At 60.7% G+C, this 14,103-nt stretch carries 8 protein-coding genes; 3 read left to right on the top strand and 5 right to left on the bottom strand.

The annotated features are described in order from the left end of the window. Positions 1-167 precede the first annotated feature (167 nt). The gene (locus tag V7714_RS05055; RefSeq protein WP_284196247.1) at positions 168-941 is read right to left on the bottom strand and encodes an ABC transporter substrate-binding protein; all 774 of its coding nucleotides are present in this window, start codon (positions 939-941) and stop codon (positions 168-170) included. Between the two features lie 378 nt (positions 942-1,319). Between V7714_RS05055 and V7714_RS05050 the strand changes: the two genes are divergently transcribed. Continuing rightward, positions 1,320-6,083 carry an NAD-glutamate dehydrogenase gene (locus tag V7714_RS05050; protein WP_335708735.1) on the top strand — a complete coding sequence of 1,588 codons (4,764 nt, stop codon included), beginning with the start codon at positions 1,320-1,322 and terminating at the stop codon, positions 6,081-6,083. 55 nt (positions 6,084-6,138) lie between these two features. Here V7714_RS05050 and V7714_RS05045 read toward each other — a convergent pair whose 3' ends face one another. The 3 genes from V7714_RS05045 to V7714_RS05035 all read right to left on the bottom strand — a co-directional run bounded on the left by V7714_RS05045 (position 6,139) and on the right by V7714_RS05035 (position 9,751). After that, a complete protein-coding gene (locus V7714_RS05045) occupies positions 6,139-7,311 on the bottom strand; it encodes an O-succinylhomoserine sulfhydrylase (RefSeq protein WP_335708734.1) in 1,173 nt (390 codons plus the stop codon). A 102-nt stretch (positions 7,312-7,413) separates the two neighbouring features. Beyond that, on the bottom strand, positions 7,414-8,016 hold the full coding sequence (locus V7714_RS05040) for a LysE family translocator (protein WP_335708733.1): 603 nt from the start codon (positions 8,014-8,016) through the stop codon (positions 7,414-7,416). A 106-nt stretch (positions 8,017-8,122) separates the two neighbouring features. Next, a complete protein-coding gene (locus V7714_RS05035) occupies positions 8,123-9,751 on the bottom strand; it encodes a DUF342 domain-containing protein (RefSeq protein ID WP_335708732.1) in 1,629 nt (542 codons plus the stop codon). 212 nt (positions 9,752-9,963) lie between these two features. Here V7714_RS05035 and V7714_RS05030 point away from each other — a divergent pair, with 212 nt between their 5' ends. Continuing rightward, the gene (locus V7714_RS05030; protein ID WP_335708731.1) at positions 9,964-11,871 is read left to right on the top strand and encodes an ATP-binding cassette domain-containing protein; all 1,908 of its coding nucleotides are present in this window, start codon (positions 9,964-9,966) and stop codon (positions 11,869-11,871) included. 48 nt (positions 11,872-11,919) lie between these two features. On the opposite strand, the gene V7714_RS05025 is transcribed toward V7714_RS05030, so the two are convergent. Then, positions 11,920-12,669: a substrate-binding periplasmic protein gene (locus V7714_RS05025; RefSeq protein ID WP_335708730.1), complete on the bottom strand. Its 750-nt coding sequence runs from the start codon at positions 12,667-12,669 to the stop codon at positions 11,920-11,922. A 181-nt stretch (positions 12,670-12,850) separates the two neighbouring features. Between V7714_RS05025 and V7714_RS05020 the strand changes: the two genes are divergently transcribed. Beyond that, on the top strand, positions 12,851-14,083 hold the full coding sequence (locus V7714_RS05020; RefSeq protein WP_335708729.1) for a SpoIIE family protein phosphatase: 1,233 nt from the start codon (positions 12,851-12,853) through the stop codon (positions 14,081-14,083). Positions 14,084-14,103 lie beyond the last annotated feature (20 nt).

Here is a 14,103-nt window from a genome sequence, read left to right as displayed (position 1 = left end):
GCCTGTCGCGGTGCTACGGCGAGCAAAACGACATCAGGACAAACCCGTATGCGGGCGTGCCGCAAGAATCAAGGATAGGACGAGAGACGAAAACGGCGCAATCCCAACCTGGGAGCGGTGAAGCCCCCTTCTGATTGCGCCGTCCTTGCGATCAAACGCGTATGGGCTTAGCCGCCCCAGACTTCAAAGTTGAAGTACTTGTCGTTGATCTTCTTCCAGGTGCCGTTTGCACGGATATTCTTGATGCCCTTGTTCAAGGCATCGCGCAGATCGGTATCGCTCTTACGGATAGCGATGCCGGCACCTTCGCCGAAATACTTCTTGTCGTTCAGGATAGGACCAACAAAGCCCCAGCCCTTGCCATCAGCGGTCTTGAGGAAGCCTTCATACACTTCCACGCTGTCGGCCACGGTGCCATCCAGGCGACCGGACTTGATATCGAGGTAGACCTGATCCTGAGCCTCGTAGGGAACGATCACGGCACCGGAGGCTTCCAGTTCACCCTTGGCGTACTTCTCCTGGGTCGAACCCTTCAGCACGCCGATCTTCTTGCCCTTGAGTTCGGCCGGCACGTTCTTGATGGTGCCCAGCTTCACAACAATGCGCGAAGGCGTGTTGTAGTACTTGCCAGTGAAGTCCACGGCCTTCTTGCGGTCTTCGGTGATGGACATCGAGGAAATGATGGCATCGTACTTCTTGGCGTTCAGGCCAGGGATCATGCCGTCCCAGGCTTGCTCAACGAACACGCACTTGGCCTTCATTTCGGCGCACAGTGCATTGGCAATATCCACATCGAAACCGGTGGGCTTGCCATCGGGCGTCTTGTAGGTGAAAGGCTTGTAGGTAGCGTCGATAGCAACGCGAACTTCCTTCCATTCCTTGGCCGAAGCGGCCACGGACAGCGCCAGTGCGATCGCACCAAACAGCGCGGTTTTCTTCATTGCCTTACTCCTCGTTCTTGGATGAGTGTGGAAACCGGCGAAGCCAACATTGCGGCCTCGGAGAAACCGGAACCGGCGCTGATTGTAATCCGCCCTTTCGACCTACACCATTGCTGGAATGCGACATCTTCGTACAGCAGTGCAAATACCCCTAAACAGGTGCAACAAAACGGTGCAAAAGGTAGTCTTAGCGCCCCAGTATTGCCCTGCGACGGGGCGCGGCTATAACAAAGTGTCGCATCCCCTAATACTGGTAATCGTCGCGTCGGCGCTACAATGTCGTCGCGCTTGCCAAGAATCCCTTGCAAGGGAGCGGCAATCAAACAAGCGATTGCTCAAAAAGTGCATCGCTCGCAGTCCAACAGGAGACAACCCAAGATGCAAACCTTCCACGCCAGCCTCTTAGCAGACATCCAGCGCCATGCCGATGCGCGGGAGGCCGGACCGGTCAACCTCACCTCGCTGATCCAGAACTACTACGCCGATACCGATGCTCATGATCTTGCCCGCCGCGATGCGCAGGACTGGTACGGTGCCGTGCTCGCCCACCTGAAACTGGCGGCCACGCGCAAGGCGGGCGAGGCGCAGGTACGCGTCTACAACCCCAGCTTTGACGACCACCGCTGGCAGACCAGCCACACCGTGATCGAACTGGTGAATGACGACAAGCCTTTCCTGGTCGATACCGTCAGCCTGGCGCTGAATCGCCTGGGCTACGGCATACACCTGATCATCCATCCGGTGCTCAAGGTCACGCGTAACAAGGCCGGCAAGCTGGACGAACTGGGCGCAGGCCAACCCGAATCGTGGATACATCTGGAGATCGACCGTATCAGCGACAAGGCCAAGCTGGACGAGATCAAGGCTGAGCTGCTGAAGGTGCTGAGCCAGCTCAAGGACTGCGTGGAAGACTTTGACGGCATGGCCAAACGGCTCGCCGAAGTACACGCCGAGCTGACCAAGTGCAAGCCGGCAGTAGAAAAGGCCGAGTGGCAAGAGGCCTTGTCCTACCTGGAATGGCTGCAGGATGACCATTTCGTCTTCCTGGGCTATCGCGATTACGACCTGACCGACAGCAAGGAAGGCGTGCAGCTGACCATCGTCAAGGGCTCTGGCCTGGGCCTGTTGCGCGGCGAGACCCGTGGCGCCCATTCGGCCAGCTTTGCCGCGCTACCCGCCGATATCCGCGCGCTGGCACGTGACAAGACCCCGTTGCTGCTGACCAAGACCAACTCCCGCTCGACCGTGCATCGTGGCGCCTACCTCGACTGCGTCGGCCTCAAGCGCTATGACAGCAAGGGCAATGTCACGGGTGAGCGCCGCTTCCTGGGCCTTTACACAGCCAAGGCATACAACACACCACCGCACCAGATCCCGGTTCTGCGCCGCAAGATCGATGCCGTGATGGCCGCCAGCCAGGTTGCCGCCAGCAGCCACAAAGGCAAGACCCTGCTCAACGTGCTGGAAACCTACCCGCGCGACGAGTTGCTGGAGATCAGCGAATCCGCCCTGGGCGAAATCTCGCTGGGCATCGTCAGCCTGCAGGAGCGCAACCAGGTTCGTGCCTTCATCCGCGAAGACCTCTATCGCCGCTACGTCTCGGCCCTGGTCTACCTGCCACGGGATAACTACAACACCGATGTGCGGGTAAAGATGCAGCAATTGCTGCTGAATGCTTTCAACGGCACCTCGGCCGAATTCAACGTCATGCTGTCGGACTCGGTACTGGCCCGCATCCAATTCATCGTCCGCACGCCAACAGGCTCCAGCCTGCCCGATTACGACCCGCGCGAGATCGAAGCCAATATCGCCCAGGCCACACGGCGCTGGACCGACGACCTGCAGCTCAACCTCGCCAGCCATGCCGGCGAAGAGCGTGGCATGGCTTTGCATGCCAAGTACGCCCGCGCCTTTGCTGCAGCCTACTACGCCGACTACGACGCCCGTACCGCCGTCAGCGATATCGAAAAGATTGAGCAGGCACTGGCTGGCAAGAGCCTGACCATGAAGTTGATGGATGCCAGCCTGGCCGACCCCACCCTGCATCGCTTCAAGATTTTCCGCGAAGACCCGATTGCGCTCAGCGACAGCCTGCCCGTACTGGAAAACATGGGCGTACGCGTGATAGAGGAACAGCCCTACACGCTGAAGTTCGCCGACGGCGGCCGCGCCTGGGTAACCGACATCGCCATCAAGCTGCCGATATCTGGCCTGCTGGACGAAGACGAAACCCGCAATGCCTTCCAGCAGGGCTTTGCCGCCATCTTCGAAGGCCATGCCGAGAATGACCGCTTCAACAAGCTGATCCTGCTGGCTGGCCTCAGCTGGCGCGAAGTCGTGCTGCTGCGCGCCTACGCCAAATACCTCAAGCAGATCGGCCTCAATTACAGCCTGGATCACATTGCTGAGCGCCTGGGGCATTTCCGCGAGATCGCCCGCGACCTGGCCACGCTGTTCCTGTCCTTGCACGATCCCAAGCAAAAGCAGGTCAAGCAGGTTGCTGCGCTCAGCGCCAAGATCAAGGAAGCCTTGGCCCAGGTGCCCAGCATCGACGACGAGCGCATCCTGTCCGGTTTCTTCCACACCATTTCCGCCACCTTGCGGACTAACTTCTTCCAGCCAGGCCCGGCGGGCGAGGTCAAGGACTACATCAGCTTCAAGTTCGAAAGCGCCAAGATCCCCAACATGCCGCAGCCTGTGCCGCTGTATGAGATCTTTGTCTACTCACCACGCGTGGAAGGCATCCACTTGCGCTTCGGCAAGGTGGCCCGTGGCGGCCTGCGCTGGTCCGACCGCAAGGAAGATTTCCGCACCGAAGTGCTGGGCTTGGTCAAGGCACAGCAGGTCAAGAACACCGTTATCGTGCCGGTAGGCTCCAAGGGCGGCTTTGTGCTCAAGCAAGCGCCGACCGAACGCGAGGCCTATCAGGCCGAAGGCGTCGCCTGCTACAAGACCTTTATCCGTGGTCTGCTGGATCTGACCGACAACCTGGTCGATGGCAAGGTCGTCCCACCCAAGGCTGTACATCGCCTGGATGCAGATGATCCCTACCTGGTGGTCGCCGCAGACAAGGGCACGGCCACCTTCTCCGACATCGCCAATGGCGTATCGCAGGAATATGGCTTCTGGCTGGACGATGCCTTTGCTTCCGGTGGCTCGGTTGGCTACGACCACAAGAAGATGGGTATCACTGCCAAGGGTGCCTGGGAATCGGTCAAGCGCCATTTCCGTGAAATGGGCCACGACACCCAGAAGCAACCCTTCACCGTGGTCGGCATCGGTGACCTGATGGGCGACGTGTTCGGCAACGGTATGCTGCTGTCCGAGCAGATCAAGCTGGTCGCCGCCTTCAACCACCTGCATATCTTCCTGGACCCCAATCCCGATACCGCCAAGAGCTTCAAGGAACGTTCGCGCATGTTCGCCCTGCCCCGCTCCAGCTGGGAAGACTACGACAAGAAGACGCTGTCCAAGGGCGGCGGCATCTACTCGCGCAGTGCCAAGTCCATCCCGCTGTCGCCGGAAATCCGCAAGGTGCTCGACATCACCGACGAAGCACTGGCGCCTAACGACCTGATCCGCGCCATCCTCAAGGCACCGGTAGACCTGCTGTACAACGGCGGCATAGGCACCTACTTCAAGTCCAGCAGCCAAAGCCACGCCGAGGCCAGCGACCGCAGCAACGATGCACTGCGCATAGACGGCCGTGAAATCCGTGCCCGCGTGATAGGTGAAGGCGGCAACCTGGGCTTTACCCAACTGGGGCGTGTGGAATACGCCCTCAGCGGCGGCCATATCTGTACCGATGCCATCGACAACTCGGCCGGCGTGGATTGCTCCGATCACGAAGTCAATATCAAGATCCTGCTGGGCCGCCTGGTACAGGCGGGCGACATGACGCTGAAACAGCGCAATGCCCTGCTGGCCGAGATGACGGACAATGTGGGTGAGCTGGTACTGCGCGACAACTACCTGCAGACCGCCGCCATCAGCCTGGAACTGAAGCAGGCCAAGTCGCTGCTGAGCGTGCATGGTCGCTTCATGCAGTCGCTGGAACGCGCAGGCCGCCTCAGCCGCCGTATCGAGTACCTCCCCAACGATGCACTGCTGGCCGAGCGCCAGGCTGCCGGCCAGGGTATGACCAGCCCGGAATTGGCCGTATTGCTTGCCTATGCCAAGCTGGGCCTGTTCGACCAACTGCTGGCTTCGCCCCTGCCCGCCATGAAGGAATGGGATGAGCTGCTGTCGGGCTACTTCCCCACCAAGATGGCCGACAAGTTCAAGAAGCAGCTGCCCAGCCATCCGCTGCGCAGCGAGATCGTGGCCACCGTGCTCACCAACGAGTGCGTCAACCGCATGGGCATCAGCTTCGTATTCCGTGTAGCCGAGGAAACCAATGCCACGCCCGCCGAAATCGTGCATGCCTGGAGTGTGGCCAGCCGTTTGATGCAGGCAGACAAGCTGTGGGCCGAGCTGGAGGCTCTGGACAATGTTGTGCCAACCACCACCCAGTACGATCTGATGCTGGAAGTGCGCAAACAGCTGGAACGCGTGGCCCGCTGGGTACTGCGTGTACAGCTGACCGAAGCCGATGCCGACAAGCGTCTGGTGCAGCTTACCGACGAAATCCCCACCCTGCTGCCCAAGCTGGACAAGTGGGTGGCCGACAAGGCCAATTTCGCCAGTGCCCGCGAACGACTCAAGGCTGCGGGCGTCAAGGCTGAGCTGGCTGGCCGCGTGGTGTATCTGGATGCTGTACTGGCCCTGCTGGACATCGCCCGCCTGGCCCGCGAAAGCAAGGCCAGCGTGGAGGATGTCGCCCAGGCCTACTTCAAGCTGGAAGGCGCACTGCAGATAGACTGGCTGCGCGAGGTGGTAGACGGCTTGCCCCGCGACAACCGCTGGCAAACCCTGGCCCGTATGGCACTGCGTGATGAGCTTTACCGCGAACACGCCGGCCTGACTGCACGGGTACTGACAGGCACCGGCACGGTACAAAAGCGGGTGGACGCCTGGCTCAAGGCACGCGAAGTGGCGCTGGAGCACGTAGGCCGCATGTTCGAGGAATTGCGTGTCGCCACGCCAGACCTCGCCATGCTGTCCGCCGCCATGCGCGAGATACGCAACCGCCTGGCTGCCTAAGCAGCGCAACAAGCAGCTCGATCAAGCCCCTCGGTAGTACCGGGGGGCTTTTTCATTACCAGCCGCGAGCCAGATCGCGCTTGATGTCGTCGATATGCTCCAGCCCAACCGAGATACGTATCAGGCCTTGGGTAATACCTGCCGCCGCCTTGACCTCGGGCGAGATGCGGCCATGGGTCGTGGTATAGGGATGCGTGATGGTGGTCTTCACGTCGCCCAGGTTGGCCGTGCGGCTAAGCAGTTGCACGCTATCCACCAGGCGCCACGCTGCCTCCTGGCCACCTTTGACCTCGAACGAGACTATGCCGCCGCCGCCAGACTGCTGCCGCTTGGCCAGCTCATGCTGCGGATGCGAAGGCAAACCGGGGTAGTACACACGCTCGATGGCCGCTTGTGTCTCCAGCCACTGCGCCAGGGCCAGCGCGTTCTCGCAGTGGGCACGCATGCGCAGGCCTAGCGTCTCCAGCCCCTTGACCAGTACCCAGGCGTTGAAGGCGCTCAGGGTGGGGCCGGCAGTGCGCAAAAATTGGTAAATCGGTTCGATCAAGGCTTTGCTCCCCACGACCGCGCCACCCAGCACCCGCCCCTGACCATCAAGGTATTTGGTAGCGGAATGGATCACCAGATCGGCCCCCAAGGCAATGGGACGCTGCAAGGCCGGCGAGCAGAAGCAATTGTCCACCACCATGATGGCACCGTGCCTATGGGCCACTGCAGAAATAGCAGCAATATCGGCAATTTCGGTCAGCGGGTTGGACGGGGTTTCCAGGAAGAACAACCTGGTCTCCGGCCGCACGGCGGCATCCCAGGCGGCTGGGTCGGTAGGCGGCACAAAGCTGCTGCTCACACCAAACTTGGCCAGCCAGTTGGAAAACAACTGAATGGTGGCACCAAACATACCGCTGGACGCCAGGATATGATCCCCCGCCTTGAGGTGCCCCATGCATAGCGCCAGAATGGCCGACATACCGCTGGCCGTCGCCACGGCAGCCTCTGCCCCTTCCAATGCGGCCAGCCTGTCTTGGAACAGCGTCACGGTTGGATTGGTAAAGCGCGAATAGATGAAACCCGGCTCGGCCCCGGTAAAGCGGGCTGCAGCCTGGGCGGCATTGTCGGCCACAAAGCTGGAAGTCAGGTAGAGCGCCTCGGCATGTTCACCAAACTGGCTGCGCTCTTGCCCCGCACGTATGGCCAGGGTTTCCAGCTGATAGTCGAAATCATCGGTCATGGTGTTTGGGCTCCTGAGGTGAGGTTTTTTTATCGCGCCATGGCTGCACAAACAACAGGCACGGTTGTTTAAAAGAGGTGACGACTGTCCGCCCTGGCGACACTAACCCACGGCCAGCTTGACGCCAAACAGGATGAAAACGGCGCCCAATAGGCGGTTCACCCACAGGGCATAGTGCGGTGCCTCATCCAGATGACGCAGGATAAAGCCGGCACCGACGATCAACACGGCCTGATAGATGCAGTTGAGACCGATAAAGACCGCGCCCAACACGGCAAAGGCCCAGACACTGGCGCCCGGCGGCACGAACTGGGGGAAAAACGCCATGAAGAAAACGACCGCCTTGGGGTTGAGCAAGGTCACCAGCAGGCTGCGACGAAATGGACTGCCCTGCCCCGGGCCGCTGACGGCCAGGCCCTGCTCCTTGGACAGCAGGCTCTTGATACCCAGCCAAACCAGATAAGCCCCGCCACCATACTTGAGCAGGTTGAATGCCATGGGATTGGAGGCCAGCAGGGTGGCCGCGCCTATGGCGGCCGCTGCCAGCAGGATGGCATCACCGGTGCTGGTGCCTGCCAGGGCGGCAAAGCCTGCCCGGCGCGAGGCGGTGGCAGAGCCCAGTATGGCCAGGGTGCCGGGGCCAGGTGAGAGTATCAGCAGGGTGGAGGCAACCAGAAAAGCGGGAAAGTCGGTGATACCGAGCATAAGACAGGCGTCCATTGATCATGGCCGCACAGTGTAGCGCAGCCATCAGGCTTGGCCTCATGGCGCTTGCTTACTTCCAAATAGCCAATCCTGCCGTGGCAGCGGCTCATGCCAGTTTGATCTGGTCGTCCACCAGCCGCACCCGACCGCCATTCTTGTCTTCAACTATCTGTAGCAGTTTCTGCCCTATCTGCAGGTTCACCCCGCCATGTATGCGGCGCGGCGCATCGATATAAGCACCATCAGCCAGCTCCATCTGCTCGGCCAGCTCGGCCAGACGCGCATCCATGGCCTTGATCTCGCCTTCGAATGTCTCCTTGGTATGCTCCGCCTTCTCACGCATCCCCCCCACCGCCTTGGCCGGGTTCTGCTCAAAGAAGGTCAGCAATTGCTTCAGCTTGGCCAGTTCTTCCATCTTGCGTTTGCGCTGTACTTCCACGCCGCTGCGTTCGGCATTCAGGTAGGGATTGAAACCCACCTGCACCACCGTGGGTACGCCCGAAGGCGACCCTATGACAGGCGACCGCACCAGCAGGTGGGCGCGTGCCCGCCCCCCTATCAGGCTGCCCTGGTTGCTGCCGGGCTTGCCCACCATGATGCTTTCACCCGCCGTCAGCTCGCTTTGCCGTATGCCGCCATCAGCCTGTATGGCCTTGCCCGCCTCGATCACCGCATGCTCGATGAACTTGGCCTGTACCGTGCCATTGCAATGGATACGGGCAGTTTCCACCGGGCCATCCGTCCCCCCGCTGGTGGATTCCGATTTCCCAATGATCCCGCCCTTGACCACGACATTGCCGCCCGCAACGACTTCCGCCGCCTCTATGGTGCCACTCACGACTACGTCACCCGCCACCCGCACGGTCATCCCCGCCTTGATATCGCCTTTGACCTGCAAGGTGCCGTCAAAGGCAATGTTGCCGGTACTCAGATCCACATCCTGCACATCGACCAAGGGGTTCACCGAAATCCCGTTCTCGCCCAGCGAGGGCGCGCCCGCAACGGTGGCCAGCAACAGGTCGGGGTCATTCTCGTCGGGTGTCGCCCCGGCCAGTCCCTTGGCAAAGGTCGGGTCGGGTACGGGCTTGGCGGGCACCGGACGATCAAACACATCCACGCCATTCTTGCCTTGTACAGCGGGAGTGCGACGCATCAACGGCGTACCGGGGTCGACCACGACCAGGCTACCCAGGTCACGGTAGTCGATCACATCCCCCTCTTCCGTCTCCAACTTCTGGGTCTTGAGGCTGTCGAGCAGGCTTTCAAAGCGGGCGGGAATACCGGATTCCGGCTCCTCCCCCTCGGCAATGACCAGATCCCTGCAATGGCCTGCAGCCATCGCCTCTGCCAGATCGTCCTCCTTGATGCCATGGGTGATATGGCGCGCCCTGATCGCCTCGCGCACCTGTTCCGCCGTGATTGCCTTGCCACCACGCGGTGGTGTCACCGTCAGCCAAGCGCATAGCCGGCTGGGTGAGATCATGATTTCAAAGGTCCCATCCTGTTGCGATCCCAGGATAGCGTCCTGCGGCTCGGTCGCCTTGCCGCAAGTGGACACGAAAGCCGCTATGGCTTTTTCATCCAGCTCGCAGTCTGCCCAGCCCGATGCCTCCAGCGCTGCCAGTATGGTCGGCTTGGTTGGCGGCGCAATGCCCTCGCCCGGCACATAGTGCGCACACAAGTTACGGCTCGCTGCATCCAGGCTGATCGTCAGCCCAGTACCCGTTTCGCTCATATCCCTGCCTCTCGTATCTCGCCCGCCAGCCCAAGCCACGCCTGAAGGGCGAACTTATATTAATTACATCATAGACCGCTTATGTATCTGCTGCTTCAACCTCTTATCGACACAAATTCAAGTGACTTCACCCCCCTGTGACAAGATAGACCCCTAAGCCGCCAGGACTGACCGGTATAATGGCGGGTTACGCGCCTTCATAGATAAGTCTCATGCCTGTCCTGATAGTAGAGAATGCCTGCCTTGCCTTTGGCCATGTGGCCTTGTTGGATCATGCCGATTTCGTACTGGAACCCGGTGAGCGCGTCGGGCTGATCGGCCGCAACGGTGCAGGCAAGTCATCTCTGCTCAAGGCAGTGGCAGGTACAGCCAAGCTCGATGACGGCTATATCCGCATCGCCAATGAATCCCGCGTGGCCTATGTGCCGCAGGAACCGCCTTTCGATCCCGACACGACGGTTTTCGAGGCCGTTGCAGAGGGCCTGGGTGAGGTAAAGCAGTTGCTGACCGACTACCATGCAGCAGCCGTGGCCGCAGAGCACGACCCAGCGGCGCTGGACCGCATGATGGCGCTGCAGCACGATCTGGAGGCACGCGATGGCTGGCGGCTGGATAGCCTGGTTTCCAGCACCCTGAGCAATCTGGGCCTGCCTGCCGAAAAGAAAGTCGGCGAACTATCTGGTGGCTGGAAGAAACGCGTGGCGCTGGCCCGCGCCCTGGTCTCCGAGCCGGAACTGCTGCTGCTGGACGAACCCACCAACCATCTGGACCTGTCCGCCATCGAATGGCTGGAAGGCCTGATACGCAATTTTGCCGGTGCCGTGCTGCTGATCACCCATGATCGGCGCTTTCTGGACAATGTCGCTACCCGCATCATTGAACTGGACCGTGGCCATATCAATAGCTTCCCTGGCAATTTCAGCACCTACCAGACCCGCAAGGCAGACATGCTGGCGCAGGAAGCCACCGAGAATCGCAAGTTCGACAAGTTCCTGGCCCAGGAAGAGGTCTGGATACGCAAAGGCGTGGAGGCACGCCGTACCCGCAATGAAGGCCGGGTGCGCCGGCTTGAGCAACTGCGGCGCGACCGGGCGGCAAGGCGTGATCGGGTGGGCAATGTACAGTTTGCCCTGGACGCTGGTGAACGCTCGGGCAAACTGGTGGCCGAACTGGAGCATGTCAGCAAGGGCTACGATGGCCGCACCCTGGTACGTGACTTCACCACCCGTATACTGCGTGGCGACAAGATAGGCCTGATCGGCCCCAATGGCGCCGGCAAGACTACCCTGCTCAAACTCATACTGGGCGAACTGGCGCCAGACAGCGGCGAGGTCCGCCAGGGCACCAAGCAGGAAATCGCCTACTTCGATCAGTTCCGTACCGCCCTACCTGAAGACACCCCCATCTGCGATGTCATCAGCCCCGGTAGCGACTTCGTGCAGATCGGCAACGAGAAGAAGCATGTCATCAGCTACCTGGAAGACTTCCTGTTTGCCCCCGAACGCGCGCGCAGCCCGGTAAAGTCATTGAGCGGCGGCGAACGTGCCCGCCTGCTGCTGGCCCGGCTGTTCACCCAGCCTGCCAATATCCTGGTACTGGATGAACCCACCAACGATCTGGACATCGACACGCTGGAACTGCTGGAAGAGCTGCTGGCCAATTACAGTGGCACCGTGTTCCTGGTCAGCCACGATCGAACCTTCCTCGACAACGTGGTCACGCAGGTGATTGCCTTTGAAGGCGACGGCAAACTGATAGAAAACCCCGGCGGGTTTGACGACTGGATGGCGACCAAGGCCCGTATGCAGGCCGCTGCCAAAAACCCTCCGGCCAAGCCCGAGGAGAAACCGGTCGCCGCTGCTGCACCGGCCCGTGCAGCCCGCGCCTCCAAGATGAGTTACAACGAAACCCGCGAACTGGAACGCTTGCCGGCCGAGATTGAAGCACTGGAGACCGAACAGGCTACCCTGCAAGAGCAGTTGCTAGACCCCAATATCTACCGCAATGCCCCCACCGATGCCGCCACCTGGCAGGCACGCATCGACGAGATCGACATGCTGGTCCTCAGCAAGATGGAACGCTGGGAAGCCCTGGAAAAGAAGCAGCTGGGCGATAGCTGACCGACTGGCGGGTGGCGCGGAGCAAGCCACCGGCCTTGCCGCTACCGGCTACTGTGTTATGCCGTGCCGCTTGAGTATGCGTTCATACTCACCGGTACGGCGTATCTCGGCCAGCCCCCGATTGAATGCGAGCAGGCGCTGTTCATAGCCCGGCTTGCTACGTGACAAGGCCACATAGAGCGGCATGGTGGCGATAGGTGGATCTTGCCACGCCAACCTGCCATCCGCCTCAGGTATGCGGTTGCGTATCAGGTGTTCCGCCAGCGCCTTGTCCACCAAGGCCAGGTCCACCCGCCCCCCCAGCAGTTTCTTCAAGTTGGTTTCATCGTCCACCGCCTCGTCCACCGTCAGGTTGGCGGCCTCGAACTCGGGCGGATTGGCATATCCCCTCACCACGCCTATCTTGCGCCCCTTCAACGTGGATAGATGCTGCGTATCGACAAGCTCCCCCGCCCTTCCCATGAAGCCGATGCGGTTAAGCCAAAGTGGATCGGTAAAGGCGAGGAATTTATTGCGCTCGCTCTGAAACCAAACCGCCAGGATGGCATCGTGCTTGCCCGCCTTGATCTCGGCCAGCGCACGCGCCCATGGTTTGAACACCACATCGGTCTCATAGCCACCCGCCCTAAACGCTGCCTGCGTAAGGGCCGTGAATACCCCTTGCTCAGGCAGATCAGCTGCGCAATAGGGTGGGTAGTCAGTCGTAATCAGTTGCAGCCGCGTCGCTGCCCAGGTGGGCGCAAGCAAAAGTCCGCTCAGCAGCAACAGTATGGGCAGCAGGCCTGGGAATATACGCATGGCTATAGGGTAGTGCAGCCAGCCATCGCCGTCAGCCCGCTTTTGCCGCTGCTGGTATCTGGGCTTGGCGTTTGAGCCTCGCCTGGGCTATACGGAATAGACAGCGCCGACACACGCGTTACTGGCGTCATGCCAGCAAGATGCCGCAGTTGTTGCAAACGCACCAGACCCTTGGGCCAGCATGGATCTCCTCAGCGTCGATCATTTCAGGCGACAGACCGTACATCGGCTCCCCTCTGCAGGTGGTATCTCCAGCGAGGTTGATCCAGTTGCACCCGACACCACCAATGTCACGGTGCTGAGCCGCTTTGCCCGTGATCGTGATCTGGTCAGCCTGCCTGTCGTGGAAAGCGGCGTGCCCATAGGCCTGATCAATCGCAATGCCTTCATGTCCGAGATGTCCTCGCCGCAGAACCAGGAGCGCTACGGGCCGCAGGGCTGCACCGCTTTCATGGACAGAGACCCGTTGATCGTTGACGAGAAACTCAACCTGGAGGCGCTCTCCTTCAGGGTGGTGGAACACGGCGAGCAGACCCTGGCGGCCGGTTTTATCGTCACGCGTGATGGCCTCTATGCCGGTGTGGGCTCCTGCTTGCGGCTGATGCGCATGATTGCCAATCTGCAGGCCGAAAAGAACCGCCAGATACGCCACTCCATCGAATACGCCGGGGTGATACAGCAAGCCATGATGCGCGCAGCACGCGAGGCACTGGCCCACACCCTGCAGGATAGCGAGCTGGTCTGGGAGCCGCGTGACGTGGTAGGCGGCGACTTCTATCATTTTGCGCGGTTCCAGGATGGCTGGTTCGGTGCGGTTGCCGACTGTACCGGCCACGGCGTGCCGGGTGCCTTCATGACCCTGATTACCTCGTCGCTACTGGTGCAGGCCATAGAACAGAGCAATCCGCGTGACCCTGCCGCCGTACTGTCCGAACTCAACCGCGCCATCAAGCTCCTGCTGGGGCAGACCGGGCCCAGGGCCGGTTTTGGGCAGTCGGACGATGGACTCGACGGTGCCTTCTTCTGGTTCGACGAAGCCAAGCGGACCTTGACCTATGCCGCAGCCAAGACACCGCTGTTCGTGCTGGATCAAACCAGCGAGGACTTTGTACAGCTGGATGGTGATCGCATGGGCGTAGGCTATGTCGATACACCCATGGACTTCTGCTGGACCAATCAGGTAATTGCGGCGCCACAGGGCACGCTGATGTTCGTAACCACCGATGGCCTGGTAGACCAGATAGGCGGCCCCAAGCAAACCGCCTTCGGCAAGCGCCGCATCCGGGAATCCATCATCGCCCAGCGCAATGAACGTGCCGATGTAATCAGCATGTCGGTGCTCAATGCCTATAGCCTTTGGCAGGCAGACCAGCCCCGCCGCGATGACCTGACTTTTTTGTGCTTCAGACCCTGAGCCCCTCCCGTACCCGAGGA

It is taken from the genome of Chitinimonas sp. JJ19 (assembly GCF_036961565.1).
GTDB lineage: Bacteria > Pseudomonadota > Gammaproteobacteria > Burkholderiales > Chitinimonadaceae > Chitinimonas.
The sequence above is the reverse complement of the archived record's forward strand: the minus strand, read 5'-3'. Positions and strand labels throughout refer to the sequence as shown.